This window comes from Methanosarcina hadiensis (assembly GCF_046529725.1).
GTDB classification, from domain to species: Archaea; Halobacteriota; Methanosarcinia; order Methanosarcinales; family Methanosarcinaceae; genus Methanosarcina; species Methanosarcina hadiensis.
In genome coordinates this window covers 3,073,695-3,100,244 of sequence record NZ_CP136241.1, presented here as the reverse complement: position 1 = coordinate 3,100,244, position 26,550 = coordinate 3,073,695, and the positions used below count along the sequence as shown (strand labels likewise).

At 40.3% G+C, this 26,550-nt stretch carries 24 protein-coding genes and 2 tRNA genes; 19 read left to right on the top strand and 7 right to left on the bottom strand.

Going from position 1 to position 26,550, the window contains the following annotated elements:
- Positions 1–179: 179 nt before the first annotated feature.
- Entirely contained in the window at positions 180–1,040 is an 861-nt protein-coding gene (locus tag RSJ42_RS13280; RefSeq protein ID WP_410507753.1) for a hypothetical protein, read from the bottom strand.
- 56 nt (positions 1,041–1,096) lie between these two features.
- Here RSJ42_RS13280 and RSJ42_RS13275 point away from each other — a divergent pair, with 56 nt between their 5' ends.
- Positions 1,097–1,324, top strand: coding sequence for a hypothetical protein (locus RSJ42_RS13275; protein ID WP_410507752.1), 228 nt, complete (start codon positions 1,097–1,099; stop codon positions 1,322–1,324).
- A complete protein-coding gene (locus RSJ42_RS13270; protein ID WP_410507751.1) occupies positions 1,305–2,561 on the top strand; it encodes a sensor histidine kinase in 1,257 nt (418 codons plus the stop codon). Before RSJ42_RS13275 ends, RSJ42_RS13270 begins: the two co-directional genes overlap by 20 nt.
- A 316-nt stretch (positions 2,562–2,877) precedes the next feature.
- On the opposite strand, the gene RSJ42_RS13265 is transcribed toward RSJ42_RS13270, so the two are convergent.
- The 3 genes from RSJ42_RS13265 to RSJ42_RS13255 all read right to left on the bottom strand — a co-directional run bounded on the left by RSJ42_RS13265 (position 2,878) and on the right by RSJ42_RS13255 (position 4,257).
- Positions 2,878–2,962: transfer RNA gene (locus RSJ42_RS13265), tRNA-Leu, on the bottom strand.
- Positions 2,963–3,031: 69 nt separating this feature from the next.
- Positions 3,032–3,103 (bottom strand) — tRNA-Gly (locus RSJ42_RS13260).
- Between the two features lie 1,025 nt (positions 3,104–4,128).
- A complete protein-coding gene (locus RSJ42_RS13255; RefSeq protein WP_410507750.1) occupies positions 4,129–4,257 on the bottom strand; it encodes a hypothetical protein in 129 nt (42 codons plus the stop codon).
- 105 nt (positions 4,258–4,362) lie between these two features.
- On the opposite strand from RSJ42_RS13255, the gene RSJ42_RS13250 reads away from it, so the two are divergent.
- From RSJ42_RS13250 to RSJ42_RS13180, 15 genes are all read left to right on the top strand, one after another.
- The gene (locus tag RSJ42_RS13250) at positions 4,363–4,695 is read left to right on the top strand and encodes a cytochrome c maturation protein CcmE (protein WP_410507749.1); all 333 of its coding nucleotides are present in this window, start codon (positions 4,363–4,365) and stop codon (positions 4,693–4,695) included.
- Complete coding sequence (locus RSJ42_RS13245; RefSeq protein WP_410507748.1) at positions 4,671–5,558, top strand: geranylfarnesyl diphosphate synthase; 888 nt, start codon at positions 4,671–4,673, stop codon at positions 5,556–5,558. Before RSJ42_RS13250 ends, RSJ42_RS13245 begins: the two co-directional genes overlap by 25 nt.
- A gap of 139 nt (positions 5,559–5,697) precedes the next feature.
- Positions 5,698–6,879, top strand: coding sequence for a radical SAM protein (locus tag RSJ42_RS13240; protein ID WP_410507747.1), 1,182 nt, complete (start codon positions 5,698–5,700; stop codon positions 6,877–6,879).
- A 1,062-nt stretch (positions 6,880–7,941) separates the two neighbouring features.
- Positions 7,942–8,271: an ATP synthase archaeal subunit H gene (gene ahaH, locus RSJ42_RS13235; RefSeq protein ID WP_410507746.1), complete on the top strand. Its 330-nt coding sequence runs from the start codon at positions 7,942–7,944 to the stop codon at positions 8,269–8,271.
- Entirely contained in the window at positions 8,264–10,213 is a 1,950-nt protein-coding gene (locus RSJ42_RS13230) for a V-type ATP synthase subunit I (protein ID WP_410507745.1), read from the top strand. The genes ahaH and RSJ42_RS13230 overlap by 8 nt, the downstream gene beginning before the upstream one ends.
- 4 nt (positions 10,214–10,217) lie before the next feature.
- Positions 10,218–10,463 (top strand): V-type ATP synthase subunit K, encoded by a 246-nt coding sequence (locus RSJ42_RS13225; RefSeq protein WP_410507744.1) that lies wholly within the window; start codon positions 10,218–10,220, stop codon positions 10,461–10,463.
- Positions 10,464–10,660: 197 nt separating this feature from the next.
- Positions 10,661–11,212 (top strand): V-type ATP synthase subunit E, encoded by a 552-nt coding sequence (locus tag RSJ42_RS13220; protein WP_410507743.1) that lies wholly within the window; start codon positions 10,661–10,663, stop codon positions 11,210–11,212.
- Positions 11,213–11,218: 6 nt separating this feature from the next.
- Positions 11,219–12,301 (top strand): V-type ATP synthase subunit C, encoded by a 1,083-nt coding sequence (locus tag RSJ42_RS13215; RefSeq protein WP_410507742.1) that lies wholly within the window; start codon positions 11,219–11,221, stop codon positions 12,299–12,301.
- Positions 12,301–12,606, top strand: a complete 306-nt coding sequence (locus RSJ42_RS13210; RefSeq protein ID WP_410507741.1) for a V-type ATP synthase subunit F — start codon at positions 12,301–12,303, stop codon at positions 12,604–12,606. The genes RSJ42_RS13215 and RSJ42_RS13210 overlap by 1 nt, the downstream gene beginning before the upstream one ends.
- Positions 12,597–14,333, top strand: a complete 1,737-nt coding sequence (locus tag RSJ42_RS13205; RefSeq protein WP_410507740.1) for an ATP synthase subunit A — start codon at positions 12,597–12,599, stop codon at positions 14,331–14,333. The genes RSJ42_RS13210 and RSJ42_RS13205 overlap by 10 nt, the downstream gene beginning before the upstream one ends.
- 2 nt (positions 14,334–14,335) lie before the next feature.
- Positions 14,336–15,718, top strand: coding sequence for an ATP synthase subunit B (locus RSJ42_RS13200; protein ID WP_410507739.1), 1,383 nt, complete (start codon positions 14,336–14,338; stop codon positions 15,716–15,718).
- A 5-nt stretch (positions 15,719–15,723) separates the two neighbouring features.
- The gene (locus RSJ42_RS13195) at positions 15,724–16,350 is read left to right on the top strand and encodes a V-type ATP synthase subunit D (protein ID WP_410507738.1); all 627 of its coding nucleotides are present in this window, start codon (positions 15,724–15,726) and stop codon (positions 16,348–16,350) included.
- A 4-nt stretch (positions 16,351–16,354) separates the two neighbouring features.
- The gene (locus tag RSJ42_RS13190) at positions 16,355–16,522 is read left to right on the top strand and encodes a hypothetical protein (RefSeq protein WP_410507737.1); all 168 of its coding nucleotides are present in this window, start codon (positions 16,355–16,357) and stop codon (positions 16,520–16,522) included.
- Between the two features lie 136 nt (positions 16,523–16,658).
- A complete protein-coding gene (hypF, locus tag RSJ42_RS13185) occupies positions 16,659–18,953 on the top strand; it encodes a carbamoyltransferase HypF (RefSeq protein WP_410507736.1) in 2,295 nt (764 codons plus the stop codon).
- Between the two features lie 170 nt (positions 18,954–19,123).
- Positions 19,124–19,579 (top strand): DUF1699 family protein, encoded by a 456-nt coding sequence (locus RSJ42_RS13180; RefSeq protein WP_410507735.1) that lies wholly within the window; start codon positions 19,124–19,126, stop codon positions 19,577–19,579.
- 58 nt (positions 19,580–19,637) lie between these two features.
- On the opposite strand, the gene RSJ42_RS13175 is transcribed toward RSJ42_RS13180, so the two are convergent.
- Positions 19,638–21,281, bottom strand: a complete 1,644-nt coding sequence (locus RSJ42_RS13175) for a chromosome segregation ATPase (protein ID WP_410507734.1) — start codon at positions 21,279–21,281, stop codon at positions 19,638–19,640.
- 568 nt (positions 21,282–21,849) lie between these two features.
- Complete coding sequence (locus RSJ42_RS13170; RefSeq protein WP_410507733.1) at positions 21,850–22,053, bottom strand: hypothetical protein; 204 nt, start codon at positions 22,051–22,053, stop codon at positions 21,850–21,852.
- 1,053 nt (positions 22,054–23,106) lie between these two features.
- Here RSJ42_RS13170 and RSJ42_RS13165 point away from each other — a divergent pair.
- The gene (locus RSJ42_RS13165; protein ID WP_410507732.1) at positions 23,107–23,325 is read left to right on the top strand and encodes a hypothetical protein; all 219 of its coding nucleotides are present in this window, start codon (positions 23,107–23,109) and stop codon (positions 23,323–23,325) included.
- Between the two features lie 776 nt (positions 23,326–24,101).
- Positions 24,102–24,509 carry a DUF1699 family protein gene (locus tag RSJ42_RS13160; protein WP_011024057.1) on the top strand — a complete coding sequence of 136 codons (408 nt, stop codon included), beginning with the start codon at positions 24,102–24,104 and terminating at the stop codon, positions 24,507–24,509.
- Between the two features lie 471 nt (positions 24,510–24,980).
- On the opposite strand, the gene RSJ42_RS13155 is transcribed toward RSJ42_RS13160, so the two are convergent.
- A complete protein-coding gene (locus RSJ42_RS13155; RefSeq protein WP_410507731.1) occupies positions 24,981–26,543 on the bottom strand; it encodes a sensor histidine kinase in 1,563 nt (520 codons plus the stop codon).
- Positions 26,544–26,550 lie beyond the last annotated feature (7 nt).

The following is a 26,550-nucleotide window of genomic DNA, read 5'->3' as shown; positions in this document are numbered from 1 at the left end:
TTGCCCTCACAAAAAAATAATATCCCAAAAATTTATCTCAAAAATAAAATTTCTATTTTCAACCCAATTTGGTCAAAAAAGCAGATTTTTTATATTGGACAAATATATGATGCAAAACATTTTGTAACAAACGGCATCATAATGATATTTTTACAATGATTATTATTCTAAGTGTTGAATCAAGGTCGTCTAGACTTTGCAATTGTAAAAATATCATTATGATATAAAACTAACCGAGTGAATTCAATTTTTGTAAGAGGTCGAAAATGTGCTATTTTTTTCCTTATTGGGTCTAATTCATGTAGTTTAGTAATTAGAGCTTTACATTCTTCATTGTTAAAAATATCATTAAATAATTCCTTATTTCTTCCTTTTTCGAATATTATTTTCAGATCTGTAAAATCACTATAGTCTATCAAATCATATTCATTTGAAGCATCACGGCTTTTTCTTTCTTCCCATCTACTTAATACCTCTCTTGGAATTTTGCTCTCAAGATTTTTTTCATGGGGTTCAATTATTCTTTTCTTGATCAAATATCTTAAGTATGTTTCTAAGTCAGAAAGAAAACGGTATGCCTCATTATTAAATTCAAAACCAGATCTTTCATAGACAGTTGATATTTCGTCATCTAATCTCCCTAAATCTCCAAGTTTTCCAACATTTAGATTTGAGCCTGGGAATATTTGTCGTGGATCTTCAGCAGGTACATTTAAAAGCTCTATTCCTTCAACTGATGGATCTATTGAAGCATTTCTATAGTTAGGAACTTGAAGACCTAATAGCATTTTGGAATAATCAGGAAATTGAAGACCTGCTAACATTTTGGAATAATCAGGAACTTGAAGAGCTGCTAACATTTTGGAATAATCAGGAACTTGAAGACCTGATACTATTTTGGAACAATCAGGAGCTTGGAGACCTAATATTATTTTGGAACAATCAGGGGCTTGGAGACCTAATATTATTTTGGAACAATCAGGAACTTGAAGACCTGATACTATTTTGGAAAAACCAGATAGTGTATTTTTAGAAATCATTCATTGGTATATTATTTATTATTACATTCAAATTGCTCTATTGGGGTAGTAATTTGATGAATATAGAAAAGATAAAAGGTAATGTTCCCGAAGAACATAGAGGGGTTGATGAAACTCTTGACGATGTCTTAAAACTACATGATAAGTTATTGAAAATGGGTTTTGAGGGAATCGCTAAAGATGTGTTAAGAATATATGACAACCTGTCAAGAATAAAAAAAGAAAAAGATAAACCAAATATTGATAAGCAGGATAATAAAATTTATGAAGAGGGGGGGGGGTAATGCTTCAATGTTGACTTCCCTTTTTCTTAGAGATGAAATGGGACACATATATGGGAAGATTGGAGTAAACTCAGACATATCTTCAAAAGAATTGCTGGAGAATGAACCAGGTAGAAGCGAGGCTTCGAAAGAAGATCTACAGAAGGACGCAGAAAGTTATCGCCTGTTCTTACAAGATATAAGAAAATCCATTGGACTCTGGCTTGATGAAAATCTTGTTCCAATCTGTATAGATGGAGCTGTTAAAGAAATTACTGGTTATGATAAGGAAGATTTCCACTCTATGAATCTTAAGTGGATTGAACTGGTTATACCTGAAGATCGTCCTCTGGTTCTTGAGCACATTGAATGGTTAAAGTCGAATCCTGACACTTATGCAGAACTTGAATATCGGATACAAATGAAAGATGGAGAAGTTAGATGGCTTAGGGAGGTAACACATGTTCTTCCTGAAAACCAGAAACACCAAGCTGCCTTCCAAAGTTTCGTCTATGACATCAATGAACAGAAACAAGCTGAAGAAAGAATGATGAAGATTGAAGAAACTCAAAAAAGGGAAATTCACCACAGAGTAAAAAATAACCTGCAAGTAATTTCATCACTTCTTGATTTGCAAGCGGAAATATTAACTGGCAGTAATGTCTGCGACACTTCAAAAGTTCTTAAAGCCTTTAAGGATAGCCAGAACCGTGTAGCTTCGATGGCTCTGATTCATGAAGAACTATATAGATCTACAAGCACAGAATCTTTAGATCTTGATTTTTCGTCATACTTAAAGAATCTGGCGACATACATTTTTAACTCGTATAACATGAATAATTCCATTTCCTTGAAGTTAAAACTTGACCGAGTTAACCTGGGTATGGATACTGCAATCCCCCTTGGAAATATTGTCACTGAACTTATTTCTAATGCCCTGAAATATGCCTTCCAGAGCAAAAGTAAAAGAGAAGTTAGCATTCTTCTTTGCAAAAAAGAGAATTACAAACATTATACAGAAAATTCAGGGAATTTCAGGACAGATTCTCAATGTCAAGGTATAGAGGATCTACAGTTCGTTCTTGTTATAAAAGACAATGGTATCGGCTTGCCAAAGGAAATTGACTTCAAAAAGGCAGACTCTCTTGGTCTTCAGCTAGTAAATATTCTTGTTGAACAGATAGATGGTTGTATTGAGCTTAAAAGGGATAATGGAACAGAGTTCACTATATGGTTTAAAGATATTACCTCTGTGTAAAAATAAAACTGAACTTTTAGTTTGAATCAAAACTCATCTCTAAAAGTTAAACTTTGCAAGAAATTGTACCAGTAAATTGGACTTTGTATCAAACAATCTTTGGAAAAAATAATCAATTTTTTGTTAGGTAACTTTTGAAGAAAATCTGGTTGTGCATTCTCTTGCACTAGCGTACAAAAAAATTCGAGATTTTTATTTATATGAACTTATAGAAAATACCTGATTTTTGCTAGGGCAATTTTGAAAATAAGCGGTTGTGCATTATCCCCACACTAGCGTTGCGTTTTTTGAAGATACCTATATCCCTAAAAAGAAATGCGAGGGGTGCGATTCGAACGCACGAATTCCTACGAAAATGGGTCCTAAGCCCATCGCCTTTGACCTGGCTGGGCAACCCTCGCACGAATGTGTCATTATCTGTGATAAAATGAGAGAAAAAAATGTTTTAAAACTGATTTAAAAAGGTTAAATGCGCCGACCGGGATTCGAACCCGGGTTTTGGGCTTGGAAGGCCCAAGTCATAGCCGCTAGACCATCAACGCAAACTGCAACACACTAGAGGTATTTGTCAAATATAATGTTTTCGCTTGAAATTACATATTTCTTCAGATCTCATATGTTTTTGTGGCATTACTTTTTCCCAGCATAACCTGGTCAACTGATGGTTGACAATCTCGTTCAGAATCTCCGGAAATAGCCCCACGAGTCTTATCGGATCTTATTTTCTGCTTTTCAAAATAGGGAACTGGTTCTTAATTATTTATATTTCCGGAAGTTTGCTCTTAATTCCCAGTTGGGCCTAACCCTTTCTTTGCCCGGCACCATTTTTCCTCAATTCCTTCTGACGCTTTCCCGAACACGGGGAAATTCTATTGCTTCAGTACTCTTTATTTTTTCCTCTATTCCATTTTTCTCCGCTGTTCCATCTTTTTCCTCTACTCCGTTTTGTCCTCTATTTTGTTTTTTTCCTCTATCAATTTTTTCCGCTGTCCTATTTTTAATAATTCTTTTAAAGGAGGCTTTTTATCCATTATCCGGCCGAATTCTGCCAGATTGCCTGGTCGTACTCCAGGCCCGAAGTTACGATAACCTGTTTAATGCGGCCGGATAATACGAAAATTCGAGCAACTACCATTTCTATTGTATATTTTAATTTTATAGGTGTAGTTCTATTTTATTGTTAACCCTGTATTTCTGCTAACTGGATTTCAAACATACATATCGTTGAGTAAATTCTAATAAATATATCTTTAACTATATGATATATTTTAATCTTGATTGATTGAGCTTTTTCGTTAAATCTCTCTTTTTTTGCTACATTTTGAAAAAAAATACTTACCTTTATCCCAATCGCATTATAAATATCTTAATTTATGTGCCGATATATATAATATATCTACTGTAAAAATAATCTTATCCTTTCATGTCTAAATTCAATACTATTATTTTCAATGTTGAGAATAAAAATCAGACTTTTATTCTTCTCCCTGAAATCTCGTTTCTCTAATAAGGAATAATATACTCTTATATAGGGCTAGACATAAGTTCTCAAAATCAGCTTCTTCTCTTAAACAGCCCTGGCTTCACAGGCGCTGAAGAAACTGACCGTCCAGAGAAGTAATTTAAACGAACCCTTTATTCTGGCATTTACAATAAGCTGCATAGTTCTATCCGCATATGTCCTTACGCTGCTCAACACACATGCAGAGTTTAACAAAAGGTTAATGTAATGTTCGAGTTATACGGGGTTTAAAATGAATAAAAAAAGAAATCATTGCTCACAGTTGCTTTTATTGCTTGCGTGTTACTTAAAGGATTATATGGAATTGGCTCTTCGGGAGGATATATTTCAGCATCCAGGCTCCTCCCTGATCCCCGGGGGTACTCCGGGCAGAATATATACGTCAGAGGAGTTGTAAAAAACCGGAGCCTCAAATTATCCCCTGGCATAACGTCCTTCGTTCTAAAAGACGAAAATGATGAAAACCTTAAGATACATGTAAATTATGCAGGAAATCTCCCTTCCGATCTTGTTGAAGGAAGACAGGCAATCACCAGCGGAGCAATGGTTTCTGAGTCGACGTTTGAGGCAGATAAGATAGTTACCGGATGCCCGTCAAAGTACACGGAGTAATTTTGATGAATATTGAAGAATGGGAAGAGTACAGATATGTGGAAGCCGGAATTAAAGATTCAATTACATTGATAGAGGACTCCGGCTTAAAAAGAATGGTTGAGCATGTCTGTCATTCCGGAGGGAAAAGAATTCGGCCAATTATCCTCCTTCTGGCCAGCGAGATATGTTCAGGCTCATATTCCCGGAGCCTTAATGCAGCTCTTGCAGTTGAAATGATGCACTCGGCTTCCTTAATTCACGATGACCTGCTGGACCAGGGACTCATACGGAGGAATCTGCCTTCTGCTCCTGAAAAATTCGGGCCTTCCAGAGCCCTGCTTTGTGGGGACTACCTTATTGCAAAATCAATTGCTTTTATTTCTCCTTATGGAGAGAAAGTAATCAGGGACTTCGGAAAGGCAGGGATGGACATGGCTGAGGGAGAGGTTCTTGACCTGAAACTTGAAAATGATAACTTCGGGGAAGATGATTATTTTAAGTGCATTTATAAAAAAACAGCTTCTCTATTCGCAATCAGTGCATCTATTGGGGCTTATACGGGCGGAGCCGATGAAGCTCTTGCCAATCGTTTTAGCTTTTTTGGGAATTCCCTTGGGACTGCATACCAGATTGTTGATGATATCCTTGAGTTTCTCGAAGTAGTCGAGGGTAAAGAATCCAAGTTCACGTCTGAAACCCTGCCGCACATCTACATGAAAAGCATGTCAAAGGAAGAAGCCCTGATGAAGTCAACAGACTGTGTAAAACTGCACGTCAGTGCCGCAAAAGAAACCCTCGGAACATTCAGAGAATGCCCGGCAAGGGATAAGCTCTTCCAGATTACTGATTACATAACCGTTGACATGCTTGAGAACCTCTAACAAAACTTTTCCTTTCCTGAAAAATGAACCGGTTCCGCTTAAACTCTATCTGTAATAATGCTAAAATGATATTATCCGATCTCTTACTAAAAACCCTGGCAAGCTCCGACTTTTGCCATAAACTTTATCAGGTGTATCCATGAGAGTATATGATAGTTCAGTGATTAAAGTAAACGCCAGTACCGAAAACGAAAAAATGGTACTCGACGCAGAAGGTCCTCTTTCTCATCTTGCAAAACCCTTTCTGAAGCGTATAAACAACATCTTTGCGGAAGAAAAACCCATTTCCATAAACGAAGATGAGATTATATTTTCTACCTGGATCCCTCCTGTTCCGGGTCCTGTTTTCAGCCGGGTGATAAGTGCTGAAATCGCAGCCATAAGGAAAAAACGCGTCCCTGACCAGATTTCAGTAGGAATTACTGCCCGCTGTCCAAACAGGTGCATACACTGCGGAGCAGCTGACATAAAACCAGAAAAGGAATTGACTCTTGAAGAAATCTGCGGCGCTATAGACCAGGGCATTGAACTCGGTTCTTATCTCGTTTCCTTTGACGGCGGAGAGACAATGCTCAGAAATGATCTCGTAGAGATGGTCTCAAGAGTAGACAAAACAAAAGCAATCGCTACTTGTTTTACTTCCGGCTTTAAGCTGTCCGAAGAAAGAGCAAAAGACCTTAAAGCTGCAGGCCTTTACGCTGCAAGGATCAGTCTGGACAGCCCCTTTGAAGCCGAGCATGACCGTTTCAGGGGCCGGAGCGGTGCATATAAAGATGCGATTGACGGAATTAAAAACGCGGATGCTGCCGGGATCCTTACTGATATGTTCGTTGTCGTTTCTCCGCATAATATCGATGACCTTGAGGAGTTCTATTCCCTTGCATCCGACCTGAAAATGAAGGAGATGTCACTGTATGAGATCATCGCAGTAGGTCGCTGGCTCGAACACGAGGACGAAGTAATAAGTGATAAAGACGTATCCAGGCTTCAGGCGTTCCAGAAATCTATGAACCGCAGATCTGAGGGTCCAAGAGTAACAGCTTTTCCCTATTTTATGGGTCCCGAACTTTTCGGGTGCTTTGCTGGCAGACGGTGGCTACACATTGCGTCTGACGGAGAAGTTATGCCCTGCGCATATACGCCTCTTTCTTTTGGGAACATATGCGAAGAGCCCCTGGAAACTATCTGGAAGCGTATGGGAAAACACAGTGCTTACAGGAAGGATGACGCAGCTTACTGTATGATGCGAAACCCTGAATTCAGAAAGAAGTACATACATACTATTCCCACAGGAGCCAGGATTCCTTACAGGCTCAAGTAATACTTTTTCAGCACTTTTTAAACTACTTTTTCTTTTTAAACTACTTTTTCTTTTATGCGGTTTTTTATTTCAATTTTTCTTCATTTTTTATCTCAATTTTTCTTCATTTTTTACCTTAATTTTTTATTCCAATTTTTTATTTCGATTTCTTACTCCAATTTTTTATTTCAATTTTTTTATTTCTATTTTTTATTTCAATTTTTAATCTTTGCTTTTTTCTTCCCTTTTCATTCTTAGTATTTTTTTCCTGTTTTCAGATGGAAGCCAGATCGAAAGTTTAATAACTTTTTCAATTTAATTCCAAAATTTTAATAGATATCCATGTTCTTTCTTTTGACTCTTGCCGCAAAAAGGGCTTTTCAACCATTGAATTTTCAGGTGTATTTTATTCCAGGGACTTCACATTTTACTCTTTATTAAAAACCTGTTTAAAAAAGATAGAGAATCCATAAATTTACGATTACATTTATAAGAAAATGAACCTGCATCCGCGGTGGCTACACCACCTATTAACTTATACTGTAGTATTTTTTACTCTTAATAAATTTATTTTTTTCTTTTTTAAATTGGCTTTAAGTCATTTTCTTCTATTAGAGAGTATTGCATGTGTTTTGTGACCGGAGTTTTGCTCGCAATTTGTTTTACAAAGTTTTACGTCCAAGCTATAAATTCATATTATCTTTTTAAATCGTTCTTAAATGACCTTTCAGTTACCAATTCAAAAAAAGTTGTTTTCGTGGCCCTGCCCTTTTTTTGTTCCATAACTTCTTTCAATTTTTGGCGTTTAATTATATTCTACAGTTTCTATTTAATTATTTTTTACTGTTATATTTAATCTTTTGGATTTTAACCATATATTTTGCTATTTATATTTTTAAAAATCTTAATAATTTCCCGCAAACTACTTATATAATGAATAATCATTACAGTTATTTCCCTCCTCCTCGACAAAACCGAAGCTGTTATATAGTTCTTTCGCGAAGGATTTGTTAACTACCTCCATTGGAGTAGGGATTTTTAATTATTAATTTATATATTAAATTTTGAGAGACGGAGATTCACATGGCTAAAAATGAAATCTTATCCGAAATAAAAAAAGCGGAAGAGAGTGCTAAATCAATGGTTGACGAAGCCATTGAGTCAAAAAACAAGCGCATCTCCGATGCTAGGGCCGAAGCCAGGGAAATCCTGAAACAGGCCGAAATTGATGCACATAAAGCTGCACAAGACTCTTTTAAAGTAGGTGAAGAAAAGATCCTGGAGGAAAGAGATAAGATCGTCAACGATGGTGAGAAAAACGCAATAGCCATGTCCCAAAAAGCTCAAGCTAACATCGACAAATCCGTCAATTACCTTTTACAGGAGTTTGAGAGGGCGGTCCTTAATGAGTAGACCTAAAGAGATGACAAGGGCCGTTATTGTCGGGCATAAAAGCATTTTAAAAGAAACCATCGATGCATTACATGATGTTAATCTCTTTCACGTAGAAGATTTTGTCGAAGACGAGTCTGGTTTTAAGATCAGCAAGCCATTTAAAAACGCAGAAGATGTCTCGAAAAAGCTTGTGAAGATCCGCTCTATCGCCAATTATTTGGGGATTGAAAGCAAAAAACCGGTAGTTCAGAAATCTGATGCTGTTCTGCGCGAACTTGACACGAAGTTGAATGAACTGGACAGGACAATTTCAGCTAAGACGGAAACAATTTCCCAGCTTGAAAATGAATTAAAAGACCTGGATTCCCAGAAAAGAGAAATCCTGCCTTATCTGTCCATTAATCTTGACTTCGAGTATTACCGTGGCTACGAAAGCATTAAGGTTTTCGCGGGCACTGTAAAAGGCAGCCTGGAAGAAAGTCAGATTTCCAGCATCACCAAGGCTTACGAACTGTACTATGACCCTCAATCAAAAGCAGCTGTACTGTTTGTAGCTAAAAATGATGCCGACAAAGCTTACGAATTACTTCAGGGTCTTGGATTCAAAGAACTCAGAGTTCCGGAAAGAGGTGGTGTCCCAAGCGAATTGTTAAGGTTCATTGAACAGAAAGAAGCCGAAGTCACCAGAAGGATCGAATCCTTAAAAGGTGAAATCGAGTCCTTGAAAGCTAAGTACGCCGATTTCATTCTTGCCAGCGATGAGGTCTTGAGTATCGAGAGTCAAAAAGCAGAACTGCCTCTCAGGATAGCTACATCTGCAAACGCCTTCATAATCGACGGATGGACCCCCACCGAAGATTACGACAAAGTTGTCAGTGTAGTTAACAGTGCTACTAATGGCAAGGCATACGTTACAAGCCTCGAACTTCATCACGAGGAAGAAGAACATGCCCCTGTCAAATACAACAATTCAAAAGTTGTGGCACCGATGCAGGAAATTATGGATCTGTATTCCAGGCCCAAATATACTGAACTCGATCCATCCGCAGCGATTTTCATTACCTTCCCGCTGATATATGGTATGATTCTCGGAGACATCGGATACGCATTAATACTGGGGTCGCTTGCTCTGGCAATTAAAAAACTGGTAAAGTCAGATGCGGTTAAGCCTCTAATGAATATTCTAATCTATTGTCAGATATGGTCAATTATCTTTGGAGTTCTTTATGGTGAGTTCCTTGGATTCTCGCTTGCGAGTTTACATACCGCGCACGGAGTAGTGCCAGGTCTAATTCCAGGCTGGGAAACAGTCGCTCTCTTTGAGAGTATCGGAGGCGAGGAATTTACGTTCCCGATCCACAGGTCTCACATGGTAATGACTATGATTGGAATAAGTGTCTTGGTAGGACTGATTCATTTAAATCTCGGTTTCCTGTTCGGATTTTCAAACATCTCCAGGCACCATGGGATGAAACATGCAGTCCTTGAAAAAGGCAGTTGGATCGTTATCGAGCTCGGTGTGCTCGTTGCAGTTCTCGGCGCTCTTGGCATTGTCCCAGGGTTGACATATGTCGGTGCTGGCATTCTTGTTCTCGGAGTTATAATGCTCACTATGGGTGAGGGTATCAAAGGTCCGATCGAGTTGCCATCCCTTATGGGTAATGCACTTTCGTATGCCCGTATTATCGCAGTCGGTCTGTCTTCGATTTACATCGCAGGTACGGTAAATGATATTGCTTTTAAAATGATTTGGCCTGATCACTCTCAGATCGGCGTCGCAGCAATAGCTGCAATACTCGTATTCATACTCGGACATGGTCTTAACACTATTCTGAGTATCATCGCTCCCGGACTGCACGCTCTCAGGTTGCAGTACGTAGAATTCTTTGGGAAATTCTATGAAGGCGGGGGTAGAAAGTTCAACCCATTCGGATATATAAGAAAATACACGGAGGAATAAAAACATGGTAGGAGCAGAATCAGCAGGTCTCTTTTTGGACGCAGCAGGAATGAAAGCACTCGGTGCAGCAATCGCAATCGCAGTAACTGGTCTCGCATCTGCAATAGCTGAAAAGGATATCGGTACAGCAGCAATCGGCGCAATGGCAGAAAACGAAGGATTATTCGGTAAGGGTCTCATTCTTACTGTCATTCCAGAAACCATCGTTATCTTCGGTCTCGTCGTTGCATTGCTTATCAATTCTGCTTAAATTTAAGAGCTATTGCTCTTAAATTTCTTAGAGCATTGTTTCAAGCTTATCTGGGCTTTTTTCCTTACCAGGCAGTCTTGGAGCATTTATAATGCTCTAAGTTCCCCCTTAGGTATCGTTGCACTCTAAGAAGCTTAGAGTTTTTTCTCTAGGCTTTAGAGCACTTTTTTGCTCTAAATTTATTTGGAGGTGTAAGTATGGGACTAGAGATCGTTGTAAAAGATATCCAGGAGGGTGCAAAAGCTGAGGTTTCCCGTATAAAAACCGAAGGCGATGCAAAGGCCTCCGAGATTACAAATGAAGCTAAAGAAATGCAGAAGAAGATGCTCGGAGATAGCCTTGCCAAGGCAGAAGAGGACCTCCAAAGTCTGCACCAGCAGGTCATATCAAGTGCAAACCTGGAAGTGAAAAGAATTACGCTTAACAAGCGTAAAGAGCTTCTAGATACAGTTTATAACCAGACAGTTGAAAAAATCAAGTCAATGCCGGCATCTAAAAAAGAAGAGCTGTTGAAAAGTATTCTCAACAAGCACGAAGCTGACGGTTCCAGAATATATTCTTCTAAGGAATCAGAGGCTATTGTCAAGAAGTTAACCTCTCTAACTTACGCTGGCAATATAGATTCCATTGGCGGATTTGTTCTGGAAAACGAGGACAGGACAATCAGGTTAGATTTCACATACGACTCAATCCTGAAAAGCGTATATGAACGTTCATTGAAGCAGATATCTGATATATTATACGGGTGATTTTCGATGCGGCTTTTGGAGAATCTCTGGGGGAAAAAACCCTCACGAAAATCCGATAAAAAGAAAAAAGGCAGTTCTAACTATGCTTATGCCGTAACCCGTGTCCGCGCGATGAAAAGTAAGTTGCTCCCTAAAGAAACGTATCCCCGGCTTCTTAATATGGGGATTGATGAAATTACCCGCTTTATTCAAGAGTCCGAATACAAAAACGATGTCGACGAACTGGCAATGAAATACAGTGGTGGCGATCTGGCAGAACACGCATTAAACAGGAATCTTGCGCTCACCTATGATAAGTTAGTAAGAATCACCTCAGGAGAATTGAACTACCTGATTGTCGCATATCTGAAAAGGTATGACATCTGGAACATAAAGACACTTCTCCGTGGTAAAATTTACAACGCATCTACTGAAGATATCCTGGAATCTCTGATCGCTGCCGGGGAGTTTACTTATACTTCTATGTCAGAACTTGCAGCCAAGGCCACATATCAGGAAATCGCTGAGACCCTGAAAAATACTGAGTACTACCCCCTGCTGCAGAAGTTTGACGGAACTAACCTAGCATACATAGAAAACGAACTTGACAAGATGTATTATACAGGCTTGTTTGAAGCAATCGGAAAACCAAGATCCAAGGACCGGAAGCTATTTACCAAGGTTGTCAGATTGGAAGTGGACGTTAAGAATCTAATTAACCTTTTCAGGCTGAAAAAAGCAGGCGTTATGCAGGCTGATGAAATCATGCCTCTCATGATTGAAGGCGGTCTTGAGTTAAAGATCGAGAAGCTGGCGGCTCTACCATATGACGAATTTGTCAATGAGCTTCAAAAAACTCAGTACTGGGATGCAATTTCAGGCGTTATAGGTCCGGATATGACTTCTCTGACTACTCTTGAAAGCAAGCTCATAAGATATTATCTTGAGTCTTCAACCATTCTTTCGCATGTATCTCCGATCACAGTTGTACCTATTCTGGACTATATTATTCATAAAAATAATGAGGCTACCAATCTCCGTATTATTTTCAGGGGTAAAGAGACTGGCCTCAGTGATGAGTTAATTAAAGACCAGTTGGTGATTATCTAATGGAATTAGCAGTGATCGGAAAGAGCGAGTTTGTTACAGGATTCAGGCTGGCTGGTATCAGTAAGGTTTATGAAACTACTGATACTAACACTGTTGAATCCTCGGTAAAGACTGTGCTTCAAGATAAAAGTGTCGGGATTCTTGTAATGCATAATGATGACATTAGTGATCTGCCGGAAGTTCTAAGGAAGAACTTAAATGAGTCTGTCCAGCCTACAGTAGTAGCGCTAGGAGGCAGCGGATCAGGCTCAATGAGTTTAAGAGAAAAAATAAAACAAGCGGTAGGTGTTGATTTGTGGAAGTAAAAGGTGAAATTTATCGTGTGTCTGGGCCTGTCGTCACCGCCATCGGCTTGGATGCAAAAATGTATGACCTCTGTAAAGTCGGTGACCAGGGGTTGATGGGCGAAGTCATCCAGATAGTAGGGGACAAGGTCATCATCCAGGTATACGAAGAGACAGCAGGCATAAGGCCTGGGGAGCCCGTTATAACTACAGGCATGTCTCTCGCCGTGGAACTTGGTCCTGGTCTTCTTTCTAGTATTTATGATGGGGTTCAGAGACCGCTGCACGTTCTTCTTGAAAGTTCGGGCGGCTTCATTGGCAGAGGTATCACTGCAGATGGGCTTGACCACAAGAAACTCTGGGAATTCAAGCCGGTTGCTAAAAAAGGAGACTTTATAGACAGTGGACAAGTGTTCGGTGTTGTTCAAGAAACAGTAAACATTGAACACAAGATCATGATGCCTCCAGATAAGTCAGGCACAATAGCCGATATTAAGAGCGGAAGCTTCACTGTTCTGGATACTGTCTGTACTTTAACTGACGGTACAGAACTGCAAATGATGCACAAATGGCCTGTCAGAAGACCAAGGCCAGTAAAGAAGAAAATGACTCCCAGCAGGCCCCTGGTCACAGGGCAGAGAATCCTTGACGGATTTTTCCCTGTAGCAAAGGGAGGCACGGCTGCAATCCCCGGACCTTTCGGATCGGGCAAGACTGTTACCCAGCAGCAGCTTTCAAAGTGGAGTGACACAGAGATTGTGGTCTATGTCGGTTGTGGAGAACGCGGAAACGAAATGGCAGACGTTCTATGGGACTTCCCGCATCTAGAAGACCCGCAGACTGGAAGGCCCCTTATGGAGCGTACTATCCTTGTCGCCAATACCTCAAACATGCCGGTGGCTGCAAGAGAAGCATCTGTGTACACAGGGATTACACTTGCAGAATACTACCGTGACATGGGATATGACGTCTCCCTGATGGCAGACTCTACTTCCAGGTGGGCAGAAGCCATGAGAGAAATCTCCTCCCGTCTTGAAGAAATGCCTGGTGAAGAAGGTTATCCGGCATACCTGTCTGCAAGGTTGGCCGAATTCTACGAGCGTGCCGGCGTTGCTCAGGCTCTCTGCGGCGAGGAAGGCTCAGTTACTGCTATCGGTGCAGTATCTCCGCCCGGCGGTGACTTCTCCGAACCTGTAACTCAGAACACTCTGCGTATCGTGAAGGTTTTCTGGGCTCTGGATGCAAAACTGTCCCAGAGGCGTCACTTCCCTGCCATTAACTGGTTGACCAGCTACAGCCTGTATAAAGAAACCCTTGATCCATGGTTTGAAACTAACGTGGCTCCCGACTTTGTCACTATGAGGGAAAGGGCAATGGATATGTTGCAGGTCGAATCCGAACTGCAGGAAATCGTGCAGCTTGTCGGTTCAGACTCTCTTCCGGACGAACAGCAGCTCCTGCTTGAAGTTACCCGTATGGTGAGGGAAGTCTTCCTGCAGCAGAATGCATTCCACCCGATAGACACCTACAGCCCGTTCTCAAAACAGTACGCTTTGATGAAGGCCATAATGAAATATGCTGACATGGCAAACGATGCCTTGAAATCAGGTGCACTCGTTTCACAACTTGTCAAGTTGGATTCCAAGAACGACCTTCCCAAAATAAGGTTCGAAGATAACTTCGAGGCTAATATGAGTGCTGTCCTCGCAAAAATGGACAAGGAATTCGCAGCTCTGGGAGGCAAGTGAGCATGGCAAAAGAGTACAAAACAATCAACCAGATTGCAGGACCTCTTCTCTTCGTCGAGAAAACTGAGCCTGTAGGTTACAAGGAAATCGTTAATATTAAAATGCCCGATGGGACCGTTCGAAGAGGCGAGGTGCTTGATACTTCCAAGAACGTTGTGGTTGTCCAGGTTTTCGAAGGTACGGGTGGGCTTGACAAGGACTGCGGTGTGATCTTCACCGGAGAAACCCTTAAGCTTCCTGCATCCATCGACCTCCTCGGAAGAATCCTGTCCGGCTCGGGAGACCCCCTGGATGGAGGGCCCAGGATCGTGCCCGACCAGCTTCTGGACATCAACGGAGCTGCAATGAACCCATACGCAAGGCTGCCTCCAAAGGATTTCATCCAGACAGGAATCTCAACAATCGATGGGACAAACACACTTGTTCGTGGACAGAAACTGCCTATTTTCTCAGCATCAGGTCTCCCACACAATGAAATTGCCCTGCAGATTGCCAGACAAGCAGCTGTGCCCGGGTCCGAATCTTCTTTCGCAGTAGTTTTCGCAGCAATGGGTATCACAAACGAAGAAGCCCAGTACTTCATGAGCGACTTCGAAAAGACTGGCGCTCTGGAAAGAGCCGTTGTGTTCCTTAACCTTGCAGACGACCCTGCAGTCGAGCGTCTGATCACCCCTCGTATGGCACTCACAGCAGCCGAATACCTGGCATATGAACACGGCATGCACGTGCTTGTCATCCTGACTGACATCACCAACTATGCAGAAGCTATGCGTCAGATGGGTGCTGCCCGTAACGAAGTTCCTGGCCGCCGTGGGTATCCCGGTTACATGTATACTGACCTTGCGACTCTCTACGAGCGTGCGGGTATTGTCAAAGGTGCCAAGGGATCAGTTACGCAGATTCCAATTCTCTCAATGCCTGGTGACGATATTACTCACCCGATTCCTGACCTTTCAGGGTATATTACCGAAGGTCAGATCCTGGTTGCCAGAGAACTGCACAGGAAAGGTATCTACCCACCAATCAATGTGCTGCCATCTCTTTCCAGGCTGATGAACTCGGGTATCGGCGCAGAGAAGACAAGGGAAGACCACAAAGCTGTTTCTGACCAGTTGTTTGCAGGCTATGCAGAAGGGCGTGACCTGAGAGGTCTCGTGGCAATCGTCGGTAAGGAAGCCCTGTCCGAAAGAGATGTTAAATTCCTCGAGTTTGCCGACCTTTTCGAAAAGAACTTCGTCACTCAGGGAAGAAACGAAAACAGGACCATTGTAGATACTCTGGAAATTGGCTGGAAGATTATTGCCCACCTCCCAGAATCAGCATTGGGTAGGATTGACAACAAGTACATCCAGAAATATCATCCTGCACACAGAAAGGCTAAGTGATAGTCATGGCTCTGGACGTAAAACCAACTCGGTCGGAGTTGATCCAGCTCAAGAACAGAATCAAGCTGTCTGAACGTGGGCATAAGCTCCTTAAGATGAAAAGAGATGGTCTTATTCTTGAGTTTTTCAAGATCCTTAACGAAGCAAGGAACGTCAGAACCGAGCTGGATGCTGCTTACGAAAGAAGTAGAGAAAAGATAAATTTAGCCTCCGCAGTAAACGGGGTTGTTGAAGTCAGATCAACAGCCTTTACAGCCAAGGAGTCCCCAGCGATCAGTCTTTCGGGGAAAAATATCATGGGTGTCGTGGTGCCAAAGATTAGCTCTACAGGCGTTCGCAAACCAATGTATGAGAGAGGTTATGGTATTATTGGAACGAACTCGTACATTGATGAGGCAGCAGATTCCTATGAAGACCTTGTAGAAAAAATTATTACTGCCGCAGAGCTGGAAACTACAATGAAAAGGCTCCTTGACGAAATCGAGAAGACCAAGAGGCGTGTAAACGCTCTCGAGTTCAAGGTTATTCCCGAGCTCACTGCAGCCATGAAATTCATCCGCTTCGCTCTTGAGGAGATGGAGAGGGAAAACACTTTCAGGCTGAAAAGAGTCAAGGCAAGAATGAAAACATAAGCGTATGGCAGCGTGCGACGATCAACCAAATCTGGTTGAAAAAATAATATTTAAGTTAGGTGAACCCGAAAACCAGGCCCGCCTGCTCCAGGTAGCCTGGCGGATTTCCCTTTTAATGATGATCCTTGGGTTCATTATTATCTTAAAAACGGTATCCCCAAATATTATGTGACCTGAACTTTATTTATCCTTTTTCCGAGTTCGGCACAGCTCTCTTTTTTTCTGATTATCGTTTTTTTCCCAGTTTTCTTTAATCTGCTTATATTTAGAAAGCTATTTTAATAACAAACATCAATCCTAATTTCCTCATGAAAAACCAGGCAAGACTTCTTCATGTGACCGGCACTGTACAGGGTGTCGGCTTTCGCCCTTTTATTTACCAGCTTGCAAAAGCCCACAGGCTTTCAGGATACGTGAAAAATCTTGGGAACCATGTGGAGATCCTTATAGAAGGGGATGGGGAAAGAATTCAGGATTTCCTTGACGACCTTCCCGAAAAAAAGCCTCCACTTGCCAGAATTAAGGAAACTAAAGTGGACACTGTCCCTTTTTCCGGATATTCCGAGTTTATTATCATACACAGTGAGCCAGGAAAGTTTGAGAATTCCATAATCCCTCCGGATACGGCTATCTGTGAGCAGTGCAGGTCTGAGATTTTCGACCCTTCATCCAGATATTATCATTATCCTTTTACCGTATGCACAAACTGCGGTCCCCGTTACACAACGGTCCGTACACTTCCCTATGACCGTGAAAACACAACTATGGTAGACTTTCCTTTATGCAAGGAATGTGAAATAGAATATACCGACCCTCTAAACAGAAGACACCATGCTCAACCTGTTTGCTGCCAGAAATGCGGGCCGGAAATCTGGCTTTCAGACCCTCAGGGAAAAATCCTCGCAAAGAATTATGAAGCAATTGAAAAAGCTTCCGAACTTCTGCAGCAGGGTTCAATTCTTTCGGTTAAGGGCTTCGGAGGCTTTCATATTGCATGTAATGCCAGGAGGGATGAGCCGGTAAAAGAACTCAGGCGTCGGCTTGCTCGCCCGGAGCAGCCTTTTGCAGTTATGGCAAAAGACATGGAAGTTGTCGAAACCTTTGCTGAACCGGGAGATGCAGGCAGGAAATGCCTCACATCTCCACGCCGCCCTATATCTGTGATTCTGAAATCAAAGAGCTTTAATCTGGCAGACTCCGTTTCTCCAGATCTCCACAATATCGGAGTCATGCTTCCTTATACTGGCACACAGAACCTGCTTTTTAACCTTTTACCGGATGCTGTGTACGTTATGACTTCTGCAAACCTTCCTGGAAGGCCAATGGTTGTTAAGAACAAGGAAGCTCTCGAAAAGCTTGAAGGGATTGTGGATTTTCACCTGCTTCACAACAGGGTTATTGCAAACAGGAACGATGACACGGTTATCCGGATAGTGAACGGACAGAAGGCATTTATCCGGCGTTCCAGGGGGTTTGTGCCTGAACCTGTTGAACTTCCTTTTGAAGTCGAAGCGTCGGTCGGAGTGGGTGCCGAAATGAACTCAACAATAACCCTGGCAAAAGGAAGGCTGGCTTATATCTCGCAATACATCGGAAACACCAGCCATGTAGAGACATTCAGGTACCACTCTGAGGTTTTCGACCACCTTGTCCGGCTCACTGGCATAGAGCCTCTTAAATGGGGATGTGATTTGCACCCATCTTTTAATACAACCCGATTCGCAATGAATAAAGGTGGGGAAAGAACGCTTCAGGTTCAGCATCATTATGCCCATATCGTTGCCCTCATGGCTGACAATTCTCTGCCTGTTGATTCTCGAATCATGGGAATATCCCTTGACGGGGTGGGATACGGTGAGGACGGGACAGCATGGGGAGGGGAATTTTTAGGATCATCGTATTTCGAATATGAACGCCTGGGCCATCTTATGCCCCAGCCTATGCCAGGCGGAGACCTTGCAGTAAAGAATCCTTCCCGCATGGTCCTGGGCATGCTTTCGGGAAGGCTTGAAGAAGCAGAACTTGAAAGGCTGAACCTTTACTTCCCAAGAGGAAAACAGGAATTTTCTACAGTCATGCAGCAGCTTCAAAGGAACATAAATATTACCATGACAAGCAGCACAGGGAGAATACTGGATGCGGCTGCTGCGCTTCTGGGGATATGCAAAATTAGAACCTACGAAGGGGAACCTGCAATGAAACTTGAGTCTGCGGCAAAGAAGAGAACTCAAAAAGTAGACCTCCCTCTCGTTTTTAAAAAATGGGGGGATCCCGGAGTCCCTGTCCTTGATACGACCGAACTCCTCATGGGAGTTTATGAACTTTCCGGTGGGAGGTATTCTTCTGCAGATCTTGCTTTCGCAGTTGAAGAAAGTCTTGCAAAAGGAATTTCCGAAATTGCAGTATCTCTTGCCTCCAAACACAGTTTCGAGAAGATTGGCCTGAGCGGAGGGGTTGCTTATAATGACCATATAACCCCTCGCATTGCAGAATTTGTGAAGGAAGCAGGATTTGAGTTCCTCGCGCACCGCCACCTCCCTTGCGGGGACGGCTGCATCTCTTTCGGGCAGGCTATAGCAGCCGGACTGAGTAAAAAATTATGACAGGGATAAAGATTCTGGAGACCCTTAAGTTTCCGGGAAAAATATAACTTCCGCAGATTCTGATGTTCCTTCTCCACAACTTACTCATTCAACATACTGAAATTTAATCCTTAAAACTGAAATACAAAATTAAATAAATGATCCGTGCTTACATAGGAGTGGGAGCATAAATGGGGCTAGGTAGTATACGAATTAGAGTTGTAACAAGCAGGGATGAAATTCTTAGCCTTGAGCATGATGAGAGGGCAGTACATCTCGCTTTCCGGCCCTCGGATAAGGATCTATTCAGTCTCGTCAAGGCCTGCCCTGAGATCGAAATACTTCAACTTCCGGCATCTTCCTATGATGGACTTTCAAAGTTTATTAAGATGTATCTTGCGTCTTCAGGCATTCATCTGGTAAAGGGCGATGTCAGCGGGCACTGGCATGATCTTAATAATTACTTTGTAATTCCTTCCTATGTACTTGAAAAAATAAAGGAACTTGAAGTGGAGGGAAGGACTGAAGAAGAAATTATAGGTGAGATAACAAGTCTCAGGAAAATCAGCCCTGATATGATTCTTCATCTGCTTCACAGTTCATTCCTTTCACCAGGCCCGGAAAGACCAGGTATTAACAAAGTTTAAACGGATCTGGTTTAAACAAATTTTCGAGTTAATTCAATAGAGGTAGTTTTACTTCCGCCTATAACCGTTTCCACCATTTTCTTGAGGCTTTTTGCTCCTCTATCCGCCTTATCCCTTCAGCTGAGAGCTTCTGCTGCAACCTGTACTTCCTGTTTTCTTCATTGAGCCGGGAAACCTCTTCTTCTTTACTTACAATCGTTCTTTTAAGTTGTTTTATTAACTCCTCTTTTTCTCTCAGCTCTTTTTCAGGATTTTCTACTTCTCTATATTCTGCTAGCTCTTTTTCCAGCTTTCTTACTTTTTCCCCACTTGCGGCAAGCATGGCTTCCAGAGTATTTATTGTCCTTTCTTTGCCTGAAAACTTTTCCTCAATTTTCTTTACTTCCCCGCTCTTTGCGATAACCTGTTCGGCAAGAGTTTTAAGATCCCTGTCTTTCATTGAAATGTTTTCTTCGAGTTTCTCCACCGCTTTTTCTTTTTCAAGGAACTTTTCACGAAGACTTTTTATTTCTTCGGTCACTGCCTCGAGAGCTCTTTTGAGGTTATTCTTCTCCTGCTCTTTCTCGTTAAGCCTGGACTCCAGTTTTCCTATGTCAGCATCCTTATCAGCAAAACTCTCAAGCAATTCCTGAATTCTGGTGTCCTTTTCCAGAATCTCTTTTTCATACACTTTCAGAGTTTCTTCTCTTTCATACAATCGGTTTTTAAACCCTTCAAGAGTAATGTTATTTTGATCAATTTTGCTTTCGAGTTCTTTTATTGCCTCATCTCTTTGAATAAGCTGACCTCTTTTATCCTCAACAGCTTCGTCTCTTTTAGCAAGGCAGTTCTCAAGGTTTCTTATTTTTTCTTTACTTCCAGCAATTTCCTGCTCGAGTTTTCTAATTTTATCCGCCTTTTCGGAGGCAAGCTTATCAAATTCTTTTAGCTCGAATTCTTTGCCTGTGAGTTTTTCCTCAAGACTTTTTACGGCTCCTTCTGAATCAGACAGGGATTTTTCAAGAATACTTATTTTTCTGTCATTTGCCTCAAGTTCTTCTTTTAAAGTCCCAGTTTCCCTTTCCCTGGCTGCAAGCAGTTCTTCAAATTCTTTGATCTTCTGCAGGTCTTCTGAATGCCTCATCTTCAGGCTCTCTAACTCCGAATCCTTTTCTGCAAGCTTGAGATTAAGTGAACTTATAACCTCTTCCTTCTCTTCAATTTCCTTTACTGAAAAAGCAAATGAAGGATCTGCCTTAGACATTTTAGTTTCAATATTGCCTTTTCCTGTATCATCGGCTTGAAGTTCTTTTCTTTGCGAAAGCAGGCACAGGTGTCCTCTTGTGTTTTCACAAATCTCCGCCCAGGCGAGAATGGATGCTAAGGGCGCTATCCTTTTAAATACCGTATCTCCTTTCTTGCAGCCGAAAACTTCGCTGGCAATATAACCTTCCACGGTATTAAGGTCAAGGTTCGGGTCTCCAAGCCTGGAACCTGTTGCATTTCCTTTTTTTACCTTCCCTCCATTTTTCTGCAGAAAAATAACGGTTTCCGAGAATATTTTCCATGGGAGGAGCGGCTGATTTTTCAGGTTATCCACATAGATTCCGTCTTTTTCGGCTCTGGCTTCGAAAAACTGCTTACCGCTCATAAATGGAATCTTTGTCGGGTTTCCTTTTTTCTCGAACTGGTCTTTGATTCTTGCAACAACAGGGTCTTCCATGCGTGGGCCTCTTAAAATAGTCTCTGAAGTATAATGAACATAATATTTTATAAAAGTTGTGAGATTTCAGGATATCCTTAATTTAAATATCTGCCTTTTCAGGATGGATAAGCTTTACTTTCTTAAAAATGAAATGTTTCTTAGCCTGGAAATCTTCATGACTGGAATATGAGAAATACTGGAATATGAGAACTATAAGTTATTATTAAGTATTAACAGAGTCCTGAGATTTGATCTTTCTCACGTAATCTGCACATTCAAATAATTGATATGTATTAATACTGAAAAAAAGTAACTGCTCTGATGAATAGCCTGATTGAGACATCTCGTTTATTGTTTTGTACTTCCATTAAAAACATACCAATAATTGTCCTTTTACTATTGCGTCTGTTTTGAGTACCCTATAAATTTACAAAACTGAAAACGAGAATGCCTCAATAAAAGGCGATCCTCTAAGTTTCATCCATAAATCGTATGGTTCGTCAGGCTTTCCTTTATGGTCTACTTTCTTTGCTTTTTCTGTCAGCTTTCTTTGTTTCTTCTTTTAGCTCCCTTTTTAGGCCCTGAATCAATCTTTAACTGTTGAGCCCATAAATCTGGCAGCTATCAGTGCAACAAATGAGATTATCAGCGGGATTGCAATTACCATGAACAGGTTTCCTTCGTCTGCGTATTTAAACATGTAGTAAAACAAAAAAGAAGTCACCAATATTCCAATAACAGTCAAAATTATAGCCGGTCCGCCGTATAGATTTTCTATCTTATTACTCATATATCCCCCTTCAATTAACAGGCCTCTGGGTATACTACTGGCCAGAAATCTTTTACATATGATAAAACCAAACAACTATTTAAATTTTTAGTTAAAGTTTTGTACCTGCGTTATGTTTTGAAACAGTATTATCACATAACTTCAATTTCAAACAATATTTATTATTTTTCGCCTTTAAAGATTCTTTTTTGATTCTATTTAGACAAATCCTTGCTTATTTTAACCGTTTTTTTGAAATCCGGCTCGTTAATTAGTAAAATTAATATACGATACGAATTAATTATGTAACTAGGGGGAATTCTTTAGAGAGTCCTGTAGTTATGGGAGCTATCTGGCGTTGATTTTTCTGAATTGTACGAGCTTGATGATGCTGTTTCATTTTCCGGACTCGTATTTATGCCAGTAGCTTAAAAAGCTCTATTAATGGAACTTATTTAAAAAGAGCATAGTTTACCTAAAACAACTATGTAAAAGTTATAATTTCGAATATATGAACGTTAAAAATCAACTGAATGTAGATACAATCTTTAAAAATATGGGGGGAATATTCTTTGCAAAAGATGAAATCCAAAGCATACTATCTGGACGTTATTTTTTCACAGATTGTGATACTGCTGGTCCTATATGCTCTTTGCGTGTTTATCGTACCCACGCTTATATGAGATTTAAGGGCCTGCTGGCACTGCATAAGGAAAGAATCTAATGGATATAGATAGTGTCCGGGGGGATGATCTGTCTAAATTCAGAGTAAAACCATGGTTTGTGGACATGGTCTTCATGCATATCATGTTTATAGTGATCCTGTATATTGTTTACATATACATTGTGCCGACCATAGTCCCTATTTAATTGGTGTAACAGTCCAGCATATGAACTGTTAGAAGTAAACGAGCCTCAGAATAAGATATGGAAAATAGAAATGGAATGGAAAAACTACAGTTTAAACTTGAACAAATCTATAGAGATCTCCGGAAATGAAAAAACTATGTTCTAAAAAATAAGGAAACACCTTGGAACTCTTGTTCTAAAATACAATTTTGAGGGGGTTACTATTTGGAAGAAGGAATCAATGCGCAGATGGAAATTAATAGACGCATAAGTGAAGGCATGAAGTGCCAGGTTGGAAACATTCGTAAAAGAAGGATACCTGACGATAATTCTGAAGGTCTGGGAGCCAAATTCAAATTTTATCTGGACGTTATTTTTATTCAGATTGTACTTTTGATGCTGCTGTACGGTGTCTGTGTACTGGTGGTCCCCACACTGGTCTGATACTATGTTTAATTTCTGTTAAATTTAAGTTTCTTTGGTAGAGTGTCCCTCACTCTGCCGAAAACTACCATATTTCAGGTGACTTCCTATTTTTGTTCTCCTGGCCTGTAGGGAGGCAGTTTTCCTGAAGTCTCTTAAATTGGACTTTTAATCTCTTGTTTTTCATATATGTTTCTCTACTTTTTAGTCTCCTGCTTATTCATACACTTAAACTCTCTGACTATCATACAAAATGGATACATTTATTAAAGATTATTTCGATGATAAAAGATCAAATTAAATTCCGACGAGTTTAATGCCTGTCCAGATTTTTTTCGTTCCGTATGATCTGGTGGCTGGACTGAGGTCGAGAAATCTACAGGTAAATTTGTAAGGCTTAATCGATATGATTCTTACAAAAATAAATCCAGTAAAGGTTTCTATAAAATAAAAAGGTTAGTTTGGAGTTTACAGAGGTATGAGATAAAATATTAAGGATGCCCTGACCCGTGTCTTCCCTGTGACAAGAGAAATAAAATTTCACTATATTATGGATTTTTCTTAGTTTCCTGAATACTATTTTCTAAGAACGTAATGTCTTAAATTTATTTAATCTGTCGGGATAAATGCGTCTACATCCCTTGATTCCTCTTGACTCCTTAAATAATATGAAATAACAAAAGAAAGAATGTAAATACTAGTTATTTGCAAATAAATCATGTAGTTATAGAAAAATATTTAACGAAGAATTTTTTACTATCAAGTGAAAAAAAATCAATAGATCGGGAGGACAAACTTTGAAAATTAGGGTTGTGAGTTCTAGAGAAGAAATCTTTACACTGAATCCAAACGAAAGAATAGTTCACCTGGCTTTCAGGCCTTCAAATAAGGACATTTTCTCCTTGGTTGAAAACTGCCCGAAAATTGAGGTAATTCAATTGCCCAAATCTTACAGGCGCACGGTCTCAAAGTCCATAGAAATGTTCCTGGAAATGCAGCGCATTCAGCTAATCGAAGGAGATGTCTGGGGACACAGAAAGGACATAAACGAGTATTACCGCATTCCTTCCTCAATAATTGAGGAGATAAAGGAACTGAAGATTGAAGGCAAATCCACTGAGGCTATTGAAGAGAAGGTCTCAAGGGAAAGCAAACTGAACCCCGAAATGGTTGCGTACATCCTCAGAAAGGATGTTACTGCCTGAATCACCAGAGCGTGTTTTCAGGCTCCATTTCTTTTTTCTTTTAATTTTATTGCTTCATAATTTTATTATTCTTTCTTTATGTGTTACTTTTTAAGTCCAGTATGTTACAGTTTTATTTCTTCTAAATTTTTATTACTTTTTTATTTTCGCTACTTTTTACTTTTAATTACTTTCCATTTTTACTATCAATAATTTTTAGCATATAATTTTAAATTTTTTTCTTTGTACTGTATAATTCATAAAACGTGATTAAGAAACGTTTTCCGAATACTCTCTTTCCTGTCCATGCAGAAAATTTTCTGAGTTAACGCCGTAAATTTAGTTAAAAACAGAATCCTGAAAATGATATAATCCTGAAAACAGCAGAATCTTTAAAACAAGATAATCTTTAAAACAGGATTCTTTAAAACAATATACTCTTTAAAACAACATAATCTTGAAAACATAGAATCTTAAAACTTCAGTAAGCACTTACTTCCCAAGGTCTCCGAACAGGATTATAAACTCAGTCCCTTTGCCTCTTTTAAGTTCAATGCATCCGTTAATCTGGTCAATAAGAATGTCTACCAGCTGCAGCCCAAGAGATTCTGTAGTTTTAAGGTTTATTCCTTCCGGAATTCCCTTTCCATTATCTGCCACAATCAGTTTAAAAGGAGGGTTCTTTCCATTGACACACTCCGCTATTTCAGAATTTCCTGTGTCTGGAGTGAAGCTGTCAGTTCTGCCAAAGTTTATGAGTATTTCACCTTCAGTTCCTTCCGGGAAAGCATGCTTCAAAGAATTGGAGATCAGTTCATTAACAATTATACCCAGAGGTATTGCAGTATCCATTCCAAGGCAAATTTTTTCAAGTTGCAGTTTTAGTCCAATACTGTCCTTTTGTATGGAATAAGAATTAAGCAGATCCGCAGTCAATTTTCTGAGGTAAGCTGCGAAGTCGAGGGTGTCAATTTCGTTTCCTTTATACAGCTCCTCGTGGATAATAGCCATGGAGGTAACACGGTTCTGACTTTCCCTGAAAGCTTCAAGCATTTTTTTGTCGCTGAATCTTTCGGCTTCGAGGCTGAGCAGGGAAGAAATCACCTGAAGGTTGTTTTTAATTCTATGGTGGATTTCTTTAATTCGTGCTTCATCGATTTTTTTCAGCGTCTCTTCAGCTGCTCTTCGCTCGGTAATGTCGCGGATAATTCCCTGTATATCCCCGGGCGTTTCGGAGTTTTCTGGAAGTTTCTTAAGTATTTGTGCCACCCATCTGGTTTCTCCATCTTTTCTGTGTATTCTGTATTCGATTTCATCGGAATATTCATCTTTAGAGGCTAATTTCTTGATATTTTCCCGGATCGAGGGCATGTCTTCAGGCTCAATTATTTCCGCCCATTTTACCCTGCCTGAAAGAAAATCTTCTCTATCGTAACCTGTAATCTCTTCAATTTCTCCCTCTATGAATAAAGGTTCAAAATTCCTGTTGAGCCTGAGCCCAATAAATCCTTTCATATCTCCCACAAGCGGGTTGTAATTCTTTTGTCCAATCCGCTCATTTTCCATTACCGGTACCCTTCCGGGATCAGCAATCTTCACACCTAGCATATTGTATATTCTGCCCTGGTCATCCTCAAGGAAAATTGCTTTTTGTTTGAAGGCCTCTTCACTTTGTTTAAGTTCCCTGAAGAGAAGGCTGTAAGGGGCTTCAAATCCGATTTCAACTATCGCGGTGTAGATCAGGTAAAATGAAAGAATTTTAAAATAATGACCTAAAAAGTTGAAAAACCCATATACATCTATATAAAGGGTAAAAACAAGCTCTCCAAGAATTGTAACTATTATTGACGCTTCTACCAGTCTGAAAACACGCGCCTCGAACCTATCTCGTTTTTTATATAAAAGAATAAGCGAGCAGAGAAGAATAAATGATATTATATATTCGCTTATGATTTTAAAACGTGTAAGCCCTGAACCCTCAATATAAGAGTCCGGAAAACTTCCAGTTATAAAGATTGAAATGATGGGCTTTGTAGAAATCCTTAATTTATGCAAGTTATTT